The organism is Streptococcus sp. A23, from assembly GCF_043674155.1.
GTDB lineage: Bacteria > Bacillota > Bacilli > Lactobacillales > Streptococcaceae > Streptococcus > Streptococcus suis_V.
Genome location: NZ_JBIMJP010000003.1, coordinates 73,108 through 92,412, shown reverse-complemented (window position 1 = coordinate 92,412; position 19,305 = coordinate 73,108). Strand labels below are relative to the sequence as shown.

At 44.9% G+C, this 19,305-nt stretch carries 22 protein-coding genes; 5 read left to right on the top strand and 17 right to left on the bottom strand.

Annotation, left to right across the window (positions count from 1 at the left end; genetic code table 11):
- Positions 1-5: 5 nt before the first annotated feature.
- The 6 genes from ACHBIE_RS02795 to ACHBIE_RS02770 all read right to left on the bottom strand — a co-directional run bounded on the left by ACHBIE_RS02795 (position 6) and on the right by ACHBIE_RS02770 (position 3,712).
- Positions 6-653, bottom strand: a complete 648-nt coding sequence (locus tag ACHBIE_RS02795) for a hypothetical protein (protein WP_105122265.1) — start codon at positions 651-653, stop codon at positions 6-8.
- 4 nt (positions 654-657) lie between these two features.
- A complete protein-coding gene (locus ACHBIE_RS02790) occupies positions 658-1,104 on the bottom strand; it encodes a LytTR family DNA-binding domain-containing protein (protein ID WP_105122266.1) in 447 nt (148 codons plus the stop codon).
- A gap of 136 nt (positions 1,105-1,240) precedes the next feature.
- Entirely contained in the window at positions 1,241-1,999 is a 759-nt protein-coding gene (locus ACHBIE_RS02785) for a TIGR00266 family protein (RefSeq protein ID WP_105122267.1), read from the bottom strand.
- A 261-nt stretch (positions 2,000-2,260) separates the two neighbouring features.
- Positions 2,261-2,755 (bottom strand): carbonic anhydrase, encoded by a 495-nt coding sequence (locus ACHBIE_RS02780; protein ID WP_105122268.1) that lies wholly within the window; start codon positions 2,753-2,755, stop codon positions 2,261-2,263.
- 137 nt (positions 2,756-2,892) lie between these two features.
- Positions 2,893-3,387 (bottom strand): DUF536 domain-containing protein, encoded by a 495-nt coding sequence (locus ACHBIE_RS02775; RefSeq protein ID WP_105111069.1) that lies wholly within the window; start codon positions 3,385-3,387, stop codon positions 2,893-2,895.
- A gap of 124 nt (positions 3,388-3,511) precedes the next feature.
- On the bottom strand, positions 3,512-3,712 hold the full coding sequence (locus ACHBIE_RS02770; protein ID WP_105122269.1) for a cold-shock protein: 201 nt from the start codon (positions 3,710-3,712) through the stop codon (positions 3,512-3,514).
- Positions 3,713-3,881: 169 nt separating this feature from the next.
- On the opposite strand from ACHBIE_RS02770, the gene ACHBIE_RS02765 reads away from it, so the two are divergent.
- From ACHBIE_RS02765 to ACHBIE_RS02750, 4 genes are all read left to right on the top strand, one after another.
- Positions 3,882-5,054: an NAD(P)/FAD-dependent oxidoreductase gene (locus ACHBIE_RS02765; RefSeq protein WP_394732663.1), complete on the top strand. Its 1,173-nt coding sequence runs from the start codon at positions 3,882-3,884 to the stop codon at positions 5,052-5,054.
- Positions 5,055-5,063: 9 nt separating this feature from the next.
- On the top strand, positions 5,064-5,756 hold the full coding sequence (locus ACHBIE_RS02760; RefSeq protein WP_394732662.1) for a GNAT family N-acetyltransferase: 693 nt from the start codon (positions 5,064-5,066) through the stop codon (positions 5,754-5,756).
- Positions 5,757-5,838: 82 nt separating this feature from the next.
- Positions 5,839-6,537, top strand: coding sequence for an ATP-binding cassette domain-containing protein (locus ACHBIE_RS02755; RefSeq protein ID WP_394732661.1), 699 nt, complete (start codon positions 5,839-5,841; stop codon positions 6,535-6,537).
- 9 nt (positions 6,538-6,546) lie between these two features.
- The gene (locus ACHBIE_RS02750) at positions 6,547-8,181 is read left to right on the top strand and encodes a hypothetical protein (protein ID WP_394732660.1); all 1,635 of its coding nucleotides are present in this window, start codon (positions 6,547-6,549) and stop codon (positions 8,179-8,181) included.
- A 146-nt stretch (positions 8,182-8,327) separates the two neighbouring features.
- Here the strand turns inward: ACHBIE_RS02750 and ACHBIE_RS02745 are convergent, their stop codons facing one another.
- The 7 genes from ACHBIE_RS02745 to ACHBIE_RS02715 all read right to left on the bottom strand — a co-directional run bounded on the left by ACHBIE_RS02745 (position 8,328) and on the right by ACHBIE_RS02715 (position 14,775).
- Positions 8,328-9,068, bottom strand: coding sequence for a metallophosphoesterase family protein (locus ACHBIE_RS02745; RefSeq protein ID WP_394732659.1), 741 nt, complete (start codon positions 9,066-9,068; stop codon positions 8,328-8,330).
- Between the two features lie 104 nt (positions 9,069-9,172).
- Positions 9,173-9,817: a DUF4352 domain-containing protein gene (locus ACHBIE_RS02740; protein ID WP_257117169.1), complete on the bottom strand. Its 645-nt coding sequence runs from the start codon at positions 9,815-9,817 to the stop codon at positions 9,173-9,175.
- Positions 9,818-9,988: 171 nt separating this feature from the next.
- Positions 9,989-11,338, bottom strand: a complete 1,350-nt coding sequence (locus ACHBIE_RS02735) for a glucose-6-phosphate isomerase (RefSeq protein WP_394732658.1) — start codon at positions 11,336-11,338, stop codon at positions 9,989-9,991.
- 81 nt (positions 11,339-11,419) lie between these two features.
- Positions 11,420-11,962: a hypothetical protein gene (locus tag ACHBIE_RS02730; RefSeq protein WP_394732657.1), complete on the bottom strand. Its 543-nt coding sequence runs from the start codon at positions 11,960-11,962 to the stop codon at positions 11,420-11,422.
- 134 nt (positions 11,963-12,096) lie between these two features.
- On the bottom strand, positions 12,097-12,888 hold the full coding sequence (locus tag ACHBIE_RS02725) for a formate/nitrite transporter family protein (RefSeq protein WP_105122278.1): 792 nt from the start codon (positions 12,886-12,888) through the stop codon (positions 12,097-12,099).
- 63 nt (positions 12,889-12,951) lie between these two features.
- Positions 12,952-14,214 (bottom strand): NAD(P)H-dependent oxidoreductase, encoded by a 1,263-nt coding sequence (locus ACHBIE_RS02720; RefSeq protein ID WP_105122279.1) that lies wholly within the window; start codon positions 14,212-14,214, stop codon positions 12,952-12,954.
- A gap of 15 nt (positions 14,215-14,229) precedes the next feature.
- A complete protein-coding gene (locus tag ACHBIE_RS02715) occupies positions 14,230-14,775 on the bottom strand; it encodes an NADPH-dependent FMN reductase (RefSeq protein WP_245169921.1) in 546 nt (181 codons plus the stop codon).
- A gap of 24 nt (positions 14,776-14,799) precedes the next feature.
- Between ACHBIE_RS02715 and ACHBIE_RS02710 the strand changes: the two genes are divergently transcribed.
- A complete protein-coding gene (locus tag ACHBIE_RS02710) occupies positions 14,800-15,102 on the top strand; it encodes a YbaN family protein (RefSeq protein ID WP_394732693.1) in 303 nt (100 codons plus the stop codon).
- A 40-nt stretch (positions 15,103-15,142) separates the two neighbouring features.
- On the opposite strand, the gene ACHBIE_RS02705 is transcribed toward ACHBIE_RS02710, so the two are convergent.
- The 4 genes from ACHBIE_RS02705 to ACHBIE_RS02690 all read right to left on the bottom strand — a co-directional run bounded on the left by ACHBIE_RS02705 (position 15,143) and on the right by ACHBIE_RS02690 (position 19,271).
- Positions 15,143-15,556, bottom strand: a complete 414-nt coding sequence (locus ACHBIE_RS02705) for a DUF2871 domain-containing protein (RefSeq protein ID WP_394732656.1) — start codon at positions 15,554-15,556, stop codon at positions 15,143-15,145.
- A 12-nt stretch (positions 15,557-15,568) separates the two neighbouring features.
- On the bottom strand, positions 15,569-16,852 hold the full coding sequence (hisS, locus tag ACHBIE_RS02700; RefSeq protein WP_394732655.1) for a histidine--tRNA ligase: 1,284 nt from the start codon (positions 16,850-16,852) through the stop codon (positions 15,569-15,571).
- A gap of 107 nt (positions 16,853-16,959) precedes the next feature.
- The gene (locus ACHBIE_RS02695; protein WP_172009831.1) at positions 16,960-17,661 is read right to left on the bottom strand and encodes a hypothetical protein; all 702 of its coding nucleotides are present in this window, start codon (positions 17,659-17,661) and stop codon (positions 16,960-16,962) included.
- A 374-nt stretch (positions 17,662-18,035) separates the two neighbouring features.
- On the bottom strand, positions 18,036-19,271 hold the full coding sequence (locus ACHBIE_RS02690; protein WP_394732654.1) for a PTS transporter subunit EIIC: 1,236 nt from the start codon (positions 19,269-19,271) through the stop codon (positions 18,036-18,038).
- Positions 19,272-19,305: the final 34 nt, after the last annotated feature.

Sequence of the window (19,305 nt, the reverse complement as noted above, 5' to 3'; positions counted from 1 at the left end):
TCACTCTAGGTGTAATAGATATTCAAAGTGGAGAAGGCCATATCTCCTGTGATATGTAGCATCTTTTCTCCCATACCAGTTGCATAGTTATTGACAGCAGACATGGAACTATCTAGCTCCACGACCGCCTGCCAGTTAGCAGACAGATAAAGATTAACTGATGAGAAAGCTGCATCTATATGAAATTCAGCCTTATCTCCCAGAATAACCGCCTGATCAAAATAAACCATACTGGAGCCAAAGGCCACTTCCACACTATCGTAGGTAAAATTTTCCTCATGAATGTAGCGAGTAGAGGAGCCAAAAGCTATTTCCCGTCCCTTATCGCCAATCACTCCTGTACTGCTCACATCTGGTCTCTTGGGCTTGAATAAGAGCTGCAAACCCGCACAGGCTAGGCCTGCACCCACAATCAGTGTCCAAGTATCGATGTCCACCCAGTCAAAGTGGTTGTTCAAAATAATAAAGACCAAAGTTCCCCACACAAAGCTTGTAACTAACTGTCTTTTAATTATTGCTTTTAGGAGAAGATAACTCCAACCGACTACCAGTGCCAATTTCCAAAGAGGAAGCTCAATAGCCGGCAAGTAGTCTTGAAACAAGACCAAGCCTGCCAAGACCAGCAGGGCAATCCCTAAACCATATTTTTTCATCTCTCTACCTCACTTCTCGTAACTTTTCTTTTAATAAATGATAATAATGCCGCGACACATGGACCTCCTTGTGAGTCTTATAAAAGGAAATCCGACTAGTTCCTGAAAAGGATTTATCCAGCGAATAAACGGCCTTGCTATTGGCAATGGTTGACTTGGAAACCCGACAAAAATAAGCAGGGAGGCAGTCTTCAAGTTCATAGAGTTTCATCTTGACTTCATAGGCATCATCCCTGGTATGTCCCATCATCTTGGTTCCATCCGTTTCAAAAAAGAGCAGGTCCTCAAGTTTCAAGAAATATTCACTGGTTCCTTTGTAAAAGACAAGCGAGGGACGGCTAACCTGTTGCAAAGCCTGCTGGATGCGTTCCAACTCTGGTCCTAGTTGGCTACTTCTGATAATCACTTCGACTTGCTCTAAGCTATCATCTAATTCAATCCGAACTTTCATAAGACCTCCCTTTCATTTGATATACCTATTATATCAGGCTATGGTGTGAAGGCAAGGGCTTTTCAGTAAGTGGTTAGATTTTACAAGTAAGTGGTAAAAATGTGCAGATAAAAACCAGCCAAAGCTGGTCGACTGGTTAAAATATCGCATCTAAAAGTGTTGTGGAACCGCCACCTCCGTCGCCACCCGAAACAGTCAAATGACTACCGATGACATTGGCAAAGGTCTCGATATTAAGGCTTTGTATATAGATTTCCCCATAACCTGAGAATGTATTGACAATCCCTTCACCAGTACCAATAGACTGAAGGAAGCCGTTTTCTAGGTGAATATCATAGTTGAGGTCACGACTCCAGGCTACCACGTGAGCATTATCGATGGTGATGCTTCCACCTGTTAGCTCAATTTTCTTGATGGAACCAAAGGCATTTGCCAAAAGTGTACCCTCGCCTTCTGTAGTCATGACAAAGAGTCCGCCTTGGCCACCAAAGAAGGCACGGCCCACACTTTGGCGTTCCATCTTATATTGAGCAGAACCATCCAAAGCCAGAAAGGCACCATCATTGAGGCGGTATTGTTTGGCACCCAGCTCTAGAGCAATAACCTGACCAGGTGTGGACGGCGCCAGGGCGATTTTCCCGTCATAGCTATTAGATACAGCCTGGGTGATAAACATAGACTCACCCGACACCATGGAGCGACCGATAGCTCCCAGCAACTTACCGAATCCTGAACCACCGCGGGCATTGAGCTTAGTATTTAAGGTCACACTGGGTGTATGGTAAACCATGCTCCCCTGTTGAATATAAGCCGACTCTCCAGCCTCTAAGGCAATTTCCACCAAAGGAAATTGCATATTGCTATCAATTGTGTATTTCATACGATTATCAGACATGAGAGGACTCCTTTGTTTCTTTGTATTATTTTTATAAAACAATTCTACATCAACTCCGAATGACTGTCAAGTATTTTTACAAAAAAAGCCGGAAATAATCCGACTTCACGACTCTGCTCTTAGAACCTGTATTCACAAGTAAGATGCATGTAGATAAGAGATAGTTTTTTGCTGGAATACTGACTGTATTTCGAGAAAAACAAACGCTGAGTAGCAGAAAACTAGCCTTAGCTAAAGATGGCGAGCTGTGAATACAGGTTCTTAGCTGACCTCTGTCATCCGACCCGTATCCACATCATAGACAGCACCTGAAATGACCACATCCTCAGGAATGAGCGGTGATTTCCGCAGTAGCTCCATATCCTCGCGAACACTCTCTTCCACATCTGTAAATGGCAAGAAATCCTGCCCAGCAACGTCCACACCCAGCTCCCTGTGGATATGCTCCGCAAAAGCCTCATTGGTAAAGGTCTGCGCACCGCAGTCCGTGTGGTGAAGAACCACAATCTCCCGCGTTCCCATTTGTTGCTGGGAAATGACTAAAGACCGAATCATGTCCTCAGTGACACGTCCGCCAGCATTCCGCAAGATATGGGCATCCCCTAAAGCCAGCCCCAAGGCCTGGGCAACGTGCAGGCGCGAATCCATACAGGTCACAATGGCCACCTTGGTCTTAGGACGCAAGGGCAAATGCTGGGTTCCATGCAAGTCAACATAGGCCTTATTGGCCTTCATAAAATTTTGAAAATAGGACATAAAGCAACCTCCTCTAGAATAGTTTCCGAAATTTTCAGAAAATTATCTGTTTCTAGCTTACCACAATCACTCCTTTATGTCGCAAAAAAGAGAGCGACAACTTGTCACTCCCGAACATTTCCTAAAATAGGATCCCTCTATTTGCCAAATAATCTAGCAAAAAAACCTTTCGGTTTTACCTCTTCCGCCTGGGCCTTAACCTCGTCTAATTCTAACTTGAGAACTTCCTTGTCCGCCATAGCCTTGGCTGTTAACTGCTGCTGTTGGTCCAGCTGCTTATCCTTCTCCGCAATCTGGATATCCTTGACCCGCAACTGCTCATCTTTCTCAGCCAATTGTTGATCCTTAACCTTGAGTTGGGCATACAAGCGCTCGATTTCTTCATTTTTTCCATCGATGACAATCTCAATCATTTCACGGTGAAGAACCTCGTCGCTGACTGGCTCATCTTCAAAAATCGTGGTCTTGTAAATCTCTTCCAGCTTGACCAGACCCTGACGATTGACCACCGTCACGCCCTTATCATTCTTCTCAACAAACTCATCTGGAAGTGATTTTACCCGGTTATTCATAGCCTGACGGCTGACACCTAAAATCTCAGCCAATTCGCTGACTGTTTTTTCAATTCCCATATTATCCTCAAATACTTGATTTTTTCTACTGACTGTATCATTAAAATATTACCACAAGAGGGGGTTGCTGTCAAATTTCCCTAGACAGGCATACAAAAAACCTTCCATTTGGAAGGTTTTTATTTTACAATTTCACGATATTGCTCGCTTGAGGGCCACGTTGACCTTCTGTCACATCAAAAGTCACTTTTTGACCTTCATCCAATGATTTGAAACCATTAGTTTGAATTTCTGAAAAATGAGCAAATACATCTGGTCCATTTTCCTGAGCAATAAAGCCGAAGCCTTTCTCAGCGTTGAACCATTTTACTGTTCCTTGTGCCATTTCACTACTTCCTTTCTTTTTATTTGTAAAACTAGAAAGGTAAAGCAGGGGAAACACAAACAGAACTCAAAAACTAATTTACTTCCCTACTCTAACAGGAACGGAGAGTAAAGTCAAGGACAAGCCCTCATTTTGAAAAACTTTCCTAAATTTATGATACAATAAAGGCATGAATACAGTAGATACCATTATTATCGGAGCAGGGCCAGCCGGTATGATGGCTGCGATTTCTTCCAGCTTTTACGGCAAGAAGACCCTGCTCCTTGAAAAAAACAAGCGTTTGGGCAAGAAACTATCTGGCACAGGTGGCGGACGTTGCAATGTGACCAACAACGGTACTTTGGAAGACCTGCTAGCTGGCATTCCTGGCAATGGCCGCTTTCTTTACAGCGTCTTCTCCCAGTTTGACAACCATGACATCATGAATTTCTTTCAGGAAAATGGGGTCAAGCTCAAGGTGGAGGACCACGGCCGTGTCTTTCCGACTACCGACCGTTCCCAGACCATTATCAAGTGCCTGGAGATGAAAATGTTGGAAAATGGCGTGGACATCCGCACAGGTACGGAGGTGGTGTCCGTTCGCAAGATGGACGACCTCTTCCATGTCAAGACCAGCGAGGAATCCTTTACGGCACCCCAGCTCATTGTCACCACCGGCGGCAAGACCTACCCTTCCACTGGCTCGACTGGCTTTGGTCACGACATTGCCCGCCACTTTAAGCTGGAAGTCACAGAGATTGAAGCCGCAGAAAGCCCTGTCCTGACCGACTTCCCCCACAAGAAGCTTCAAGGCATTTCCTTGGACGACGTCACCCTGACCTACGGCAAGCACGTCATCACCCATGACCTGCTCTTTACCCACTTTGGCCTGTCGGGGCCCGCTGCTCTTCGTCTGTCTAGTTTTGTCAAAGGCGGCGAAATCGCATTTCTCGATGCTCTGCCGACCCATTCTGACCAAGACTTGTTTGAGCATTTAGAAAAGAACAGAGAAAAATCCGTCAAGAATGCCCTTGCTGAACTCATGCCAGACCGCTTAGCCGACTTCTTCGCAGAGAACTACGACTGCAAGGTCAAACAAGTTTCCCAAAAAGACCTGACTAAACTGGTCACTCTTCTCAAATCCCTGCCGATCAAGATTACCGGCAAGATGTCCCTGGCCAAGTCCTTTGTGACCAAGGGTGGCGTTGACCTCAAGGAAATCAACCCCAAAACCTTGGAAAGTAAGAAAATTCCTGGCCTTCACTTTGCAGGTGAGGTCTTGGACATCAACGCCCATACAGGCGGCTTTAATATCACCTACTGTCTTGCAACTGGCTGGGTGGCAGGGAGTTTGCATTATTAGGAGGGAACCATGCCTATCAATTCATTCGGCCAAGAAATTGGTATGCCCTTGCCACATTACTCCAGTGGTGAGCGACCAAGTCTGGATATTCTTCAAGGAAAAACAGTCCGCTTAGAAAAACTGGGCCTGCACCATGCAGATGATCTCTATCAGTTTTATGGACCAAATGCCAAGAAAGCTGACTGGACCTACTTGGCCCTTGAACCCTTTGCAGACCGTGACTCTTTTCAAGCCTATTTCCAGACGATGTTGGATTCTATTGACCCTTATTATCTAGCTATTGTGGACCAGGAAAGCCAACAAGCCATTGGTAGCTTGGCACTAATGAATATTGTTCCAAATCACCGTAGCATCGAGGTTGGCTGGCTTATCTTTTCTCCACAACTGCAACGGACCCGACAGGCGACAGAAGCCCACTATCTTCTCATGAACTATGTGTTTGAAGAACTGGGCTATCGACGTTATGAATGGAAATGCGACTCGCTCAACCAAGCCAGTCAGGTCGCTGCCAACCGTCTGGGCTTTACCTACGAAGGTACCTTCCGTCAGGCTCTAGTCTATAAGGAACGCAATCGGGATACCGCCTGGTTTTCTCTATTAGACCACGAATGGCCCGACCGCAAGCATGCCCTTGAAAACTGGCTAAAGGATAGTAACTTCAATGGCCAGGGGCAGCAAAAACAACCCCTATCCTCTTTCTAAATTCAAGTAAAAATCTGCTTGAATTTTTTTGTTTTTTATTGTATGATAAATCCATAACAATATAACAAAAAGGAGATTGGCTATGCAACTGAAATTATCTTCTATTTCCAAGAAATTCGACCATAAAATCATTTTGGAAGACGCTTCTTTTACCTTTGAAAAAGGGAAGATTTACGGCTTGCTGGGGCGGAACGGAGCTGGTAAGACAACCCTGTTTAACTGCATTGCCCGAAATCTGACCTTGGATAGTGGCTCGATTCAGTTTGTAAAGGATGGAAATGCCTTTGACTACGATAATACGGACATCGGATTTACCCAAACCTACCCACAACTGCCTGCCTTTATGACGGCCTATGAATTTGTCCGTTTCTATATGGATATTCACAAGGATAAGCTCAAATCTCCTCGCAGTCCAGAAGAATGGCTGAACTTAGTCGGTATCGGAGAAGAAGACCAACATCGTCTGCTCAAGGATTTTTCCCACGGTATGCAGAACAAGGTCCAGTTACTCCTGTCTTTGATTGTCCAGCCTCCTGTCCTGCTCTTGGATGAGCCGCTGACGTCCTTTGACCCTGTGGCTGCCCACGAGTTTAAGCAGCTGATTCGAGAAGCTAAGAAGGATTCTGTTATCATCTTTTCCACCCATATTCTTCAGCTGGCTCAGGATCTCTGCGACGAGATTGTTTTGCTCCATCACCATAAACTCCAAGCTGTGCCGACAGACAAGCTCCATGACACGGACTTTGAGCAGGAAATTGTCAACCTACTAACGGAGCAATAGGAGATAGCCATGAAGAAACAAATCAAAGACATGCTGACCTACACCTGGTACCAGCAGCAATTCAGAGCCTACAAGTCGGCCAATAGCCTGCTCTACTACCTACGAAAAATTCCTCTTGTCGGCCATAAAATTCCGGTCAACATCTTCAAAAGGTATGGTTTCAAGAGTTTTCTTTTCTATTTCAACATCATCCTCAGCATCCCAACGCGCTTTTTTGCCAAGTTCTTCTGGTTGGCACTCCACGTGGGCATAGCCATTCTCTTCCTCAATCTCTTCAGAGGTGAACCTCAGTTTACCCTTGAACAAGAAGGCATGTGGACCATGGGCTTTGTCAGCTGGTGCTACTGCATTGGAATAGCCAATCGATTTTTAGGGAGTTTTGACCCCTTTATCAGCCAGCCCGACCGGGAATTTATGACCCATTTCGGCTTATCACGAACCACCTACTTCTACAGTCGTATTTTCTTAGAACCCGTCTTGACCAGTATCTACTACCTGCCCGCTCTGGTAACCTTCTGCCTCTTGTCGGGACAATGGATTTTCCTCCCACTAGGTTTCTTGACCCCCATGGCGCTGAGCTTTTCTGGACAGGCACTCAACCGCTTCCTTTTTCAAAAAGGCTTTCGCTACAAACGAAATGGTTGGTCATCTGCCGTCATCGGGATTTCTGGTATCATTTCCTATTTTCTTGCCTTTTATTACAGAGATAGCCTGAGCAACCAGCTGTTTATGGGGCTGGCTGTCTTACTAGGCATTCTCATCCTGGTCAGTCTGTGGAGCTTGCTCCAGCCCTATCAGCTGAACAGCTACATAGAATTTTGCATGGACCAATCTGCTATCACCGATAAAAAAATCGCTGGTATCGTGCAGGGTAATGAATACACCCATCAAGGTCTGCAGATGCAGGAGAAACTCAAACTCAAAAAAGGCAAGGACCTTAGTCACCTGTCTGGCATGAACTACCTAAACGCTCTGCTATTTGACCGCTACCGAACCATCCTAGAGAAAAAATCCCTCTTTCGGGTCGGCATTCTGGTCTTGATTTTTGCGACCTTGGAGCTCATTCGGTTCTTGGACCCGACCTTTACGGTTCCTGCCGAGAAAGGATTTCTACCCCTCCTGCCGGTGACCTTTATAGTCATGTATGCCGGCTCAATGGGGAAAACCATTGCCCAAATGGTCTTTGTCAACTGCGACCTTTCCATGCTCCATTACCCCTTTTATCGGGAACCGCAGACCATTATTGCTGGTTTCAACTACCGATTCAAGCAGTCTATCTTCTACAACGCTCGCTTTGCTGTCACCCTCTTTTTAGGGCTTGTCCTCTTTACACGGGCGACATACACTCCTGGCAGCTATCTGCTAACTGCCCTGCTATTGACCAGCCTGACCGCCCTCTTTTCCTTTCATGACCTCTTTATCTATTATATGTTGCAGCCCTTTACCAAAGACATGGAAGTGACCAACCCTGTCTATAAATTTCTCAGTGGAGCCCTCTACTGGGTGGCCTATCTCAATAGCCGTGTAGATATTGGTTCTCACTACTATGTCATCGGCGTGTCATGCCTTCTCCTGCTCTACGTCGGCTTCGGCTATTTCTTTCTCTTGAAAAAAGCTCCGCATACCTTTAGATTGAAGGCATAATACCTTCTGCAAACAACTCTCGTGACCACTCAGACTTTTTAGACAATTTTATCTGAATACACAAAAAGGCGAACACAATCGCCTTTTTTAATATGTCTATTTACAAAATCTTGTTCTCCCCTGTTTCCCGGTGGAGCTGATAAAAACTAATCTTCTACCTGCAACTGGAATCGGGTGTGACCGACCACATAGTCTTCGATTGGCCCGTCTTGATTGCAGACCAGACCATGGAGGACTCCGCCATAGACAGCACCGCCATCCATGCCAATTTTTCCATCACCACTGTCCCAAATCTGACTGATCCGCGTCTTAGTTCCAAACAAATTATAGACTGGTGTATGGCCGAAAATAATCCACTTGCCAGTTTCATTAGCTGTCTCGTGGAACTTGGATCGCAACCAAACCATGTCATGCTCACCGGTTTCCCGCCAATCATCCAAGGTCAGGTCAACCCCCGCGTGAACAAAGATATAGAGCTCCGTTTCTAGATAGTAGGGACAAGATTTGAGAAAATCAATCAATTCCCCATATTGCTCTGAAACCTGATGGGCATCCACCATACCATCCACCGACGCATCCAAGGAACGCCCCAGCAATGAATTGATGGTCGTATCACCACCATTTCTCTGATAATGGTCATAGCGGTCCTGAGGGTCCCGCAACCAGGCCAGGAACATCCGCTCATGATTACCTGTCAGGCAAATGGCTCCCTGATTCTGCACCAAATCCATGACCAATTCCAAACAAGCCTTGGAATCCTCACCCCTGTCAATCAAATCCCCTAAAAAAATCAATTGCTGACGCTCAGGATTCCACTTCTGCAACAAATCAACCAAGAGTTGATACTTGCCATGAACATCCCCGACTACAAAATACTCTGGTTTCATAGACCTATCTCCTTGTAAAACCATTGTACCATAATTTTAGGCATAAGAAAAACCGACCAAGCGGCCGGCAATGAGAAAGAGACTAGAGTTATGCCTCTTGATTGTTATTGTAGGTTAATCAAACCAGTCTCTGTACCCCAAAATCCAGTTTGTACTTTGAGTTGGATACTTGGATCATTTGCTGTCTCTTCTGTAATATCAAAGATGACATTGCCAGTAATGGTACTCTCTGGATTTACCTCAGAGAGGAAGAAATTTGCATCTTGATTAGCAAATAGACCCGCTGACGAATCTGTCTCGTACTCCACTTCACCTTTTAACAAAGTAAAGAAGTCATCTGTTACTGTAATGGCTTTAGTCCCATTATTTTTTACGGTAACATTGAGCAACAAGAAAACTCCATTTGCATTTTTACCAAATTCACCACCAACATTAGTGACAATTTCTTTTGAATTTACAATATAGGTTACATCACCAACTGGTACTTCTTGCCCAATGCCATAGGTCACCTCTGCTGGCTTCTCCTCTGCTTTTTCTGAGCTACTTGCTGGAGTCTCCGTATTTGCCTGGCTTGTTTCCTGTGTTGAAGGTTGGCTTGAGGTTGTTGTTCCCTCTTTACCGCCGCCAAGTGCATTGCCTAAAGCTCCAAGTACAATTAAACCTGCCAACACGATAAACCAAATCCGTTTGTAAAATGGTTTCTTCTGTACATAGACATTGCCATGCTCATCCCTAATTTTCTTTGCCATAATAGCCTCCTAAAGAATGTTATATGTCCATTATATATATATATATCGGTTGTCAATAGATAAATGCAAGAAAATTTAGAGAAAAATTACTTTTTTAGACAATAGACACCTAGACACACAGACAGGATTTGAGGCATAAGAAAAACCGACCAAGCGGCCGGTTCATATTCATTACAAACGTGCGTTCAATTCTGCACCGAGTTCTTCAAATCCTGGTTTACCAAGAAGAGCGAACATATTTTTCTTGTAGGCTTCTACACCTGGTTGGTCAAATGGGTTGATGGCATTGAGGTAACCAGAGATCGCAATTGCCAACTCGAAGAAGTAGAAGGTGTAACCAAGTGTGAATTCATCTTGTTGCGGAAGAGTGACAAACATGTTTGGTACGCCACCATCTGTGTGGGCAAGAAGTACTCCGTCCGTTGCTTTTTTGTTTACAAAGTCAACATCCTTACCTTGCAAGTAGCCAAGACCGTCAAGGTCTTCTGCCATTTCAGGAATCAAGATATTTTTTCTTGGTTTGTCAACACGAACTACTGTTTCAAAGATATTGCGGTTTCCTTCTTGGATAAATTGTCCAAGTGAGTGCAAGTCTGTTGAGAAGTTAGCAGATGTTGGGTTGATACCTTTTTGGTCCTTACCTTCTGACTCACCAGCCAATTGTTTCCACCATTCGCTGAAGTATTGAAGTGATGGCTCGTAGTTAGCCAAGATTTCTGTTACATAGCCTTTTCTGTAAAGAATGTTACGAACAGCTGCATATTGATATGCTTCATTCTCAGCAATCTTATCTGAAGTATAAGTCTTACGAGCTGCGTTTGCACCTTCCATAAGGGCATCAATGTCTGCACCAGCTGCCGCAATTGGCAAAAGACCAACTGCAGTCAAGACTGAGAAACGGCCACCGACATCATCTGGAACAACAAAGGTTTCCCAACCATTTGCGTCCGCTTCAACCTTAACAGCACCTTTTGCCTTGTCAGTTGTCGCATAGATACGCTTGTTAGCTTCTTCTTGACCGTATTTCTTGACAAGCAATTCTTTGAAGACGCGGAAAGCAATGGCTGGCTCAGTTGTTGTACCTGATTTTGAAATCACGTTAACTGAGAAATCCTTATCAGCAACATAATCCACCAAGTCAGCAAGGTAGCTTGATGAGATAGAGTTTCCAGCGTAAAGGATTTGTGGAGCTTTACGCTCTTCACGAGTTTGCAAGTTAACAAAAGAGTTGCTCAAAAAATCAATTGCTGCTTTAGCACCAAGGTATGAACCACCGATACCAATAACCACCAAAACGTCGCTTTCATTTTGGATCTTAGCCGCCGCTTCCTTGATACGAGCAAACTCTTCTTTGTCGTAGTTTTCTGGTAAATCCAACCAGCCGATAAAGTCGCTACCAGGACCTGTTCCTTGACGGAGCATTTGGTCAGCTAGGGTAACTTGTGGTTGCATATAGTCTACTTCTTGAGCTCCGACGAATTGGCCCAAGACTTTTGAATAATCGAATGTAATATGTGTCATGTCATTCCTCCATTTATGTACCATAATATGATAACGCTTTAGCGTCATTTTTTCAAGTAATTTGTGAATTTTCATTCATTTTCATGAAATGGTTTGCGCTAGGCCTGTTTTTGGATTGGATTTTTGGTGATTTTTAGCGAATATCTTGTCTGACAATGTCTCACCCTCTCCCAATACAGTGATCCATTTTGGCAGGCATATGGATAGTAGATAAAAAGGGAGCAACACTAGATACCAAATAAACATAACCTCAAAAATAAAGCGGGAATTGTTTCCTCTTTGAATATAGCGCTTCCTGTATTCTTCCTTCAAAGAAAAGTGAGGAATGTAAATATGGAAGGGGACAAAGCCTCGAACCAGCATGGCTGCCAGCATCCTGACCAGAAAATTCATAGCTACGAGAACCGTCTTGCCCTCACGCTCCAGGGCATAGGCCCTGTCAATATAAGTCTGACGGTAGTCCTTGTCCTTAATAGGCCGCGGCACAGACTTCCTCTCTTCTTTGGTCAAATGGCTGACGCTCGAATTGTCATACTTGATGTCAGACATCTCTAAGTCCACGATGGCTGACGACTGTTTCGCAAGGGTCGATTTTCCCGTACCAGGAAAGGCAAAAATAAACATAGAATCTCCTCCTTTTCCCAGTAGAATAGCAGAGTAGACTAAAAAATACCTTAATGTAAATACATTATAGGCATTTTAGAGTATTTTTCAAGACCTATTTGAAAAAATCGGTATGGGGTCTGAGAGCTTGTTTTCTAACCTTCCTTATGCACTGTTTTGGTCTCATTGAGCCAAGCATAGGCAATCCCGATAAAGAGACCTCCACCTATCCAATTGCCAAAGAAAACTACGGTCCACTGGCGAAGAATATTGACCAAATCAAAACCTTTGATGTTGTCAACAGGGCTAAATCCAGCCAGCGAAAAAGAAGCAAAGTTGGCAATCAAGTGCTCATTGATGAGGAAAACAAACATGAAAATGGCAGATAGGGCCACAAAGAACTTGGCAGATTCCTCCTTCAGGAGCATATATCCCATAATAGCCATATTGACAAACATATTGGCAGTAATGCCCTCGATGAAGTTCATCCAATCTGTCTTGGCCAACTTGAGCTGGACCGCATTGATTACAAAACTCTTATCTGTCAGTTGCTGGAAGGAAAAAGATTGATTGAATAGATAGGCCAAGACAATAGCACCAATCAAGTTAAAGAAGGTACAATAAAGCAATATCGTGCAGACCTTCTTCCAGGAAATCTGCTTGTAGTAGCCTCCTACTGTTAGATACATCATATTGGATGTCGCTAATTCGCCATTGAAAATCAAGACAAAAATCAAGCCGATAGCAAAGATAAAGGTAAAGACAAAGCGAGCCAGGGCCGGAAATTGGCTAGAAATGACATCCGCACCGATAATTCCCACAGCCGTTGACATGGTCAGATAGGCCCCAGCAAACATAGAACGCAGGGCATACCGACCCAAACTCTCATCAAAGAGAGCCTCTTTTTTGGCACAAGCCGCACCGATTTTCTCCTTAAAAACTGTCATAGTCTCCTCTTTCTAATAAAATAATAAAGGAAAAGTGCCCTGATGGCACCTTTCATTACAAATCTAATAGGCTTCTGATGCACCAGAGCTTGCATCCACACCGGAAGCAGCTGGAGCTGGAGCTGGAGCAGCACCTGCATCCGATGCACCGGATGTCGCATCGACATGGGCAGCTGCATGACCGTGACCAGCAGCTGACATAGCCTTACCGCCAACCAACTGTTGACCAGTTTCATTGAGGTACCAATCCAACCATGGCTTGAAGTTGAAGATAATCTCGTTGATACCTGCAAAGGAGCCATCCGGATAGTACATAGCCTGATAGTTGTGGGTATTGATAACTTCTGGCGGTGTACCTGGAACAATGGTCCGAACGTATTCTTGGTTACCGTTACGGAGCGTTCCAACAACCCACTCCACGTTCTTCATGCGAGCTGGTGGCAGGGTGCCGTGTAGGGTTGCCAAACGACCGCCGACATGCTCTGGCAGACGTTTTCCAAGCATGGTTTCAGGATCTTGGTAAGCGGCATTATAGTAGAGGAACTGGTTGTTATCGTCTGTGAAAGTCAATTCAAAAGGCATGGCCTTGAGGAATTGATTGAGCTGATTAACCGTCAGTAGACCGTTGTCCAATTTGACATAGGTGTCTCCTTCAACAGCTCCAACCTGGGCAGCAGCCTTCTCCAACCAGTTTGGATCATCTGGGTCAATGCCCTGAACAGTCGTTGCAATTGGCTTACCGCAGTAAAGATCTTCTGGTTCAATTGGTTTTGGTTTTTTCAACTGAGACACTACTCCTACATATTTGATAAAGTTATCGAGACAGCTTTCTAGGAATTTCACTGTCCCCTCATTGATGATATTTCCTTTCTCATCAAAGGCCTCTTTTGCCTTGCCAAGTAGGAATTCATTTCCTGGAAGGGTATAGGCATTGACACCTGGAGCATCTAAAATCTTACGGAGATGGACCTGGGCACGGGATGTTCCTTGGTCATAGTAAGAAGCACCGACAATCATGACAGGCTTATCTGTCAGTGGGTGGAGCTTGAAGGACAACCATTCCAAGGTGCTCTTGAGGGCTGGTGTAATCGTATGGTTATGCTCTGGTGTTGCAATGATAACACCGTCTGCACGAGTAATCTTATTGTACAAATACTGGATAGCAAAGCAGTCCGATTGGTCTTCATCTTGATTGAACATCGGAACATCCTTGATTTCCAAGACTTCTAGTTCAAACTTCAACTTAAATTGACGGCGGATATATTCCAAGAGCATACGGTTGTATGATTGGTCCGCATTTGATCCTACAATACCAACAAATTTCATCTTTTCGTCCTCTTCCTATAAACTTTCCCAGTCGAAATTCTCTGCCTCTTTGTGCAAGAGTTCCTTGGCATGAGACAATTTTCCAGTCATTTTCACAAATAAGCGGTAGTCGTCAAACATAGCCTCCAATTTTTGGATTGTTTCAATATCCACTAAATGACCTTTCTTATCAAAGGCAGTCAGGGAATTTGACAAGAGAAACTCATCAGGCAAAACGCTGGCTTTGAGCTCAGGAGCATTCAAAATCTGACGTAACTGCAACTGGGCACGGGAAGAACCCAAGGTACCATAAGATGCACCTGTAATCATAATCGGCTTGTTCAACAAGGGATAGATGCCATAAGACAACCAAGCCAAGGCATTCATCAAAACTGCTGGAATAGAGTGGTCATATTCGGGTGTTCCAATGATAACCCCTTCTGCCCCTTCAATTTTCTTAGCCAATTCCAAGACAGCTTCTGGTAATTGACGGGTGGCAGGCTTGTTAAACATTGGCAAATCCTTAATTTCTACCAATTCTATTTCAGCCTTCTCGCTAAAATGTGTAGCCATGAGCTGCAATAATTTCCTGTTGGTGGATGCGGCATTTTCCTGCCCATCCTCCCTACCACTCCCCTGCTACTCTTAGCTGGCTTTTGTTTTGCCAATAGTTCAAAGAAGTTTGAGACCTGGCTCAGGACAACCAAGCTCTATCAATTTTATGTCGCTGACTATGCGGAGACCAAGTCTATCAGCAAGAGTCGGAAAAAACGAATTATCCTGCAAATTTACATCCTCATGGGGATTTCTATCTATTTAGCCCCACTCCTACCAGTCAAAATCCTCTTAGTTGCTTTGACTATTTTCATTACCTACTATCTCTTCTTTATTATTCCAGATAAACAATAAAAGCAAGTTCCAAAACGGAGCTTGCTTTACTGTTTATATGTTAATCTTCAGCTACTTTTTTCAAGGCAAGGAGTAGACTGATAATACCAACTGAAACCAGGAAATGGCTGATACCTGCCAAGCCTGCAATACTAGCATTGACAGCTTTTGACAAATCCATTTCTAGAACCTGGGTCATACCGCGGACAGCCAGCATGATAGCAGAAAGAGGCAAGCCGATGTGGTAGGTCACTAGGAAGACACGAAAAGACTTGATTTTTTCCAATTCATGGTGCTGGGCAAAGAGCGCCACAATCATAAAGAGGAACATGCCCAATGTAAACAGGTGGGTGTGAACCAAATTAAGAGATGTCTGACCAGTAAAACCGGTTAATTTGATGATCTCACGGTAAGCAAGACCGCTGAGAAGACCTGCAACGGCGTAAATTAAGGCAATATTGATGTATTTTTTCATCCTCTACCTCCCCTACTCTGCTCCAAGTTCTGGCAAGAGGCTGGCAAACTCATTTTTGATGGTATCCAGGCTAGTCTTGACTTCCTGGCGGGTCTGATTATTCTTGACAGTAATCTGGCCGCTTTCCAGCTCGCTTCCACCAAGGGTGATGATGTATTTGGCACCAAAGACATCCGCAGACTTAAATTGGGCCTTGAGCTTGCGGTCTAGGTAATCACGCTCGGCAGACAGGCCTTGCTTGCGGAGGACTTGAACCAGCTCTAAAGCTCCGCCATTGGCCTCCTGACCCAAAACAGCGATATAAACATCCAGAGACTGGTCAATCGGCAGCTCGATTTCCTGCTTTTCAAGGACCAGAATCAGGCGCTCAATCCCCATACCAAAGCCAATACCTGGTGTCTCAGGTCCATCGAAATAACTGACCAGACCGTCGTAGCGACCACCTGCACAGATGGTCAAATCATTGCCCCCCACCTCGGTGATGAACTCGAAAATGGTATGGTTGTAATAGTCCAAACCGCGAACCATATTCGTGTCAATGACATAGGTGATACCCAGGCTGTCCAACATAGACTGGACCCCTTCAAAGTAGGCCGCGCTCTCTTCATCCAAGTAATCCAAGATAGACGGAGCATTTTCAACTGCCGCCTTGTCCTCTTTTTCCTTGGAATCCAGCACGCGCAAAGGATTTTCCTCCAAACGGCGCTGGCTATCCTTGGACAACTGGTCCTTGAGCGGTGTCAGATAATCAATCAAGGCCTGGCGATAGGCTGCACGACTCTCTGGATTGCCCAGGCTGTTAAGGTGAAGGGTGATGTTTTGAATCCCCAGTTCCTCAAAGAAATGATAGGCCATGGCCATGATTTCCACATCCGTCGCAGGATTGTTGGAACCAAAACACTCCACACCAATCTGGTGGAACTGGCGCAGACGACCAGCCTGAGGACGCTCATAACGGAACATTGGGCCCATGTAGTAAAACTTGCTTGGCTTTTGTACTTCTGGAGCAAACAACTTGTTTTCCACATACGAACGAACCACCGGGGCAGTCCCTTCCGGACGAAGGGTAATATGGCGGTCGCCCTTGTCATAGAAGTCATACATTTCCTTGGTCACGATGTCCGTCGTGTCGCCAACAGAACGGCTGATAACCTCGTAATGCTCAAAAATCGGCGTGCGAATCTCTGCGTAATTGTATCGCTTAAAAATACTGCGGGCAAAGCCTTCCACATACTGCCACTTGACCGTATCCTGTGGCAATAGATCCTGGGTTCCCTTAGGTTTTTGAAGTTTCATCTCGTCTCTCATTTCTACAGTTTGTTTCCTATTTTACCATATTCCCAGGCTTTTTGGAAATGGCAGAGCGAGCAAAAAACCATGTCTGCTTGACACGGTTTCCACTGCTATTTCTTATCAACGATGACAAAGTTGAGGTCATCCAGAGATAAATCAACTTCTAACTTTTCATCGGAATTTAAATTGAGTAGACTTTCAAGAGAATTTTCCGCAAAGCCGACCACCTTTTCCTGACGTTCAGCGTCATTCAGGACATACTCACTGGTCTTGTAAATGGCCTCCTGAGACTTGTCAGACAGAAATTCTTGCGCCTTTTGTCCGGCAGTAAAGACATCGACAGCCTTGTCAATCAAACCATTGCTATTATTGGAAATCTTGATTTCCCCATGTTGCTGAGAGTCCACCTCAACAGTCAGAGAATTTTGGAAGGTCAAGGTATTGTCCTCAATGCGAATATCATCCTTGGTCAAGCCTTCCAAATCCAGCTTAAACTCGGTCTGAACAGGAATCTCGACCGACATTTCTCGTCCAACAAAGAGCTTGGTGATAGGCTCTGTCCAGTCTGGCCACTCCTTCATTTTATTGTTTTCAAAGGTATGATTGGCAGTCGTTTCCACATCTGCACCTGCCACGATCAGCTTGGTCTCCTGCTCAAACCGCTTGATGACAAATTCATACTGGACCGTATGAGTGCCTCGGAACCAGGCAAAGATGCTATTTCTAAACCAGATGACACCAATTGCTAGGACCAATAAAACAACCAGGAGGCTCGCCAACTTTTTAGCAAAAAATTTTCCAACTGTCTTCATACAGTTCTCCTTAAAAGTAGTTAATATGGATTTCTTCTTACAACCATTATATATATGTTGTATCAAGTATTTTCTGATGTTATTGTAAAAAATTTTGCCAACCTGTGCAAGCCCTTTTTCTCATAAAGAAAAAGCGGTTTGCACCACTTTTAGGATCTGTGTTTACTAGTGAGGTACATTTAGATATGAGATAGTTTTTTGCAAGTCAAGGCCGTTTGAGCAGGAATACTGACTGTATTTCGAGAAAAACAACGCTGAGTGGCAGAAAACTAGCCTTAGCTAAAAGTGCCGAATAGTGAATACAGGTTCTTAATCTTCCTTATAGAGAACAAAGGTCACCACAAAGGAAATCAGAACGGAAATGACCAGGCCGGCTACCGCTGTATAAAATACTTGAGCGTATCCTCACCGATATAGGCAGCAATGGTCAGAAGCCCTGGAGAACCACCAGAAAAGTTGCGAGCCCCCATAATCCCCATAAAGAAACCACCAATACCACCGGCAACCATGGTCCCAATCAAGGCAGGACGGTGACGCAGGGTCACACCATACAGGGCAGGCTCTGTGATACCAAAAATCGCGGTAATACCAGCCGATGAAGCCAAGGCACGCTTATTGACATCCTTCGTTTTCAGTGCAATAGCTAAAGCTGCCCCACCCTGGGCCACATTGGACGGAAACATGCCAGGCTGAGCGATAGTATCATAGCCAATGGTCATGCGGTTGTTGATGCCAATCGATACTAGACCGTAGTGGGTACCAGTCATCACCAAGAAAGGCGACACTGTTCCTACAATAGTTGGCACAACCCAAGGACCAAATTCTTCCAACCAGAGGAAGAAAGCACCCAGCCAATTGCCCACAATAGCACCAAGTGGCCCCAGCACAATCAAAGTAACCAGGGCAGTCACCAGAGTTGTCAAGAGTGGAACAGAGAAGAATTTGATAGCCTTGGGCGAAATCTTATCCGCAACTCTTTCCACATAGCTCATGAACCATACTGCTAAAATTACCGGAATAACGGTCGAAGAGTAGCTTGATAGGGTAATCGGAATGGAGAAGAAATCCAGACCCCTCCCAGCCTCCTTGGCCGCTGTCACCAAGGACACAAAGCTAGGGTGGAGCAAAATCGCCCCGATTAAGATCCCCAGCTGCTGATTGGTCTTAAACTGTCGGGCAGCCGAGCCGCCAAGAAAGATAGGCAGGAAGAAGAAACCAGCATCCCCAATAAAGTTGAGAATTTGATAGTTGGTATCATCAGCAGCCACCACACCAAACACCGTCAGCAAGGATAGCACAGCCTTGATTATCCCGGCTGCCGTAATGACTGGCAAAATCGGGGTAAAGATACCTGAGATAGTAGCCAGAACAGTCGCAAAAATTCCCTGCTTGCTCGAAGCTTCTTGGTCTGCGACTACTTGTTCTTCCAAATCCTCTACTAAAGGACGATAGACCTGGACCACGTCATTTCCGATAACAACTTGGAATTGACCACCCTTGTCAATCACACCCAAAACACCCTCTAACTGTTCCAGGCCAGCTTGGTCTGCCTTAGACTTATCCACCAAGGTAAAACGCAGGCGTGTCGCACAATGGGTCAGACTGGACACATTGGCCTTGCCTCCTACACCTTCTAAAATCGCT

What these genes read in the sequence shown, in the direction of transcription:
- ACHBIE_RS02795 (WP_105122265.1), bottom strand. Translation starts at nt 653, where the DNA reads ATGAAAAAATATGGTTTAGGGATTGCCCTGCTGGTCTTGGCAGGCTTG.
- ACHBIE_RS02790 (WP_105122266.1), bottom strand. Translation starts at nt 1,104, where the DNA reads ATGAAAGTTCGGATTGAATTAGATGATAGCTTAGAGCAAGTCGAAGTG.
- ACHBIE_RS02785 (WP_105122267.1), bottom strand. Translation starts at nt 1,999, where the DNA reads ATGTCTGATAATCGTATGAAATACACAATTGATAGCAATATGCAATTT.
- ACHBIE_RS02780 (WP_105122268.1), bottom strand. Translation starts at nt 2,755, where the DNA reads ATGTCCTATTTTCAAAATTTTATGAAGGCCAATAAGGCCTATGTTGAC.
- ACHBIE_RS02775 (WP_105111069.1), bottom strand. Translation starts at nt 3,387, where the DNA reads ATGGGAATTGAAAAAACAGTCAGCGAATTGGCTGAGATTTTAGGTGTC.
- ACHBIE_RS02770 (WP_105122269.1), bottom strand. Translation starts at nt 3,712, where the DNA reads ATGGCACAAGGAACAGTAAAATGGTTCAACGCTGAGAAAGGCTTCGGC.
- ACHBIE_RS02765 (WP_394732663.1), top strand. Translation starts at nt 3,882, where the DNA reads ATGAATACAGTAGATACCATTATTATCGGAGCAGGGCCAGCCGGTATG.
- ACHBIE_RS02760 (WP_394732662.1), top strand. Translation starts at nt 5,064, where the DNA reads ATGCCTATCAATTCATTCGGCCAAGAAATTGGTATGCCCTTGCCACAT.
- ACHBIE_RS02755 (WP_394732661.1), top strand. Translation starts at nt 5,839, where the DNA reads ATGCAACTGAAATTATCTTCTATTTCCAAGAAATTCGACCATAAAATC.
- ACHBIE_RS02750 (WP_394732660.1), top strand. Translation starts at nt 6,547, where the DNA reads ATGAAGAAACAAATCAAAGACATGCTGACCTACACCTGGTACCAGCAG.
- ACHBIE_RS02745 (WP_394732659.1), bottom strand. Translation starts at nt 9,068, where the DNA reads ATGAAACCAGAGTATTTTGTAGTCGGGGATGTTCATGGCAAGTATCAA.
- ACHBIE_RS02740 (WP_257117169.1), bottom strand. Translation starts at nt 9,817, where the DNA reads ATGGCAAAGAAAATTAGGGATGAGCATGGCAATGTCTATGTACAGAAG.
- ACHBIE_RS02735 (WP_394732658.1), bottom strand. Translation starts at nt 11,338, where the DNA reads ATGACACATATTACATTCGATTATTCAAAAGTCTTGGGCCAATTCGTC.
- ACHBIE_RS02730 (WP_394732657.1), bottom strand. Translation starts at nt 11,962, where the DNA reads ATGTTTATTTTTGCCTTTCCTGGTACGGGAAAATCGACCCTTGCGAAA.
- ACHBIE_RS02725 (WP_105122278.1), bottom strand. Translation starts at nt 12,888, where the DNA reads ATGACAGTTTTTAAGGAGAAAATCGGTGCGGCTTGTGCCAAAAAAGAG.
- ACHBIE_RS02720 (WP_105122279.1), bottom strand. Translation starts at nt 14,214, where the DNA reads ATGAAATTTGTTGGTATTGTAGGATCAAATGCGGACCAATCATACAAC.
- ACHBIE_RS02705 (WP_394732656.1), bottom strand. Translation starts at nt 15,556, where the DNA reads ATGAAAAAATACATCAATATTGCCTTAATTTACGCCGTTGCAGGTCTT.
- hisS (WP_394732655.1), bottom strand. Translation starts at nt 16,852, where the DNA reads ATGAAACTTCAAAAACCTAAGGGAACCCAGGATCTATTGCCACAGGAT.
- ACHBIE_RS02695 (WP_172009831.1), bottom strand. Translation starts at nt 17,661, where the DNA reads ATGAAGACAGTTGGAAAATTTTTTGCTAAAAAGTTGGCGAGCCTCCTG.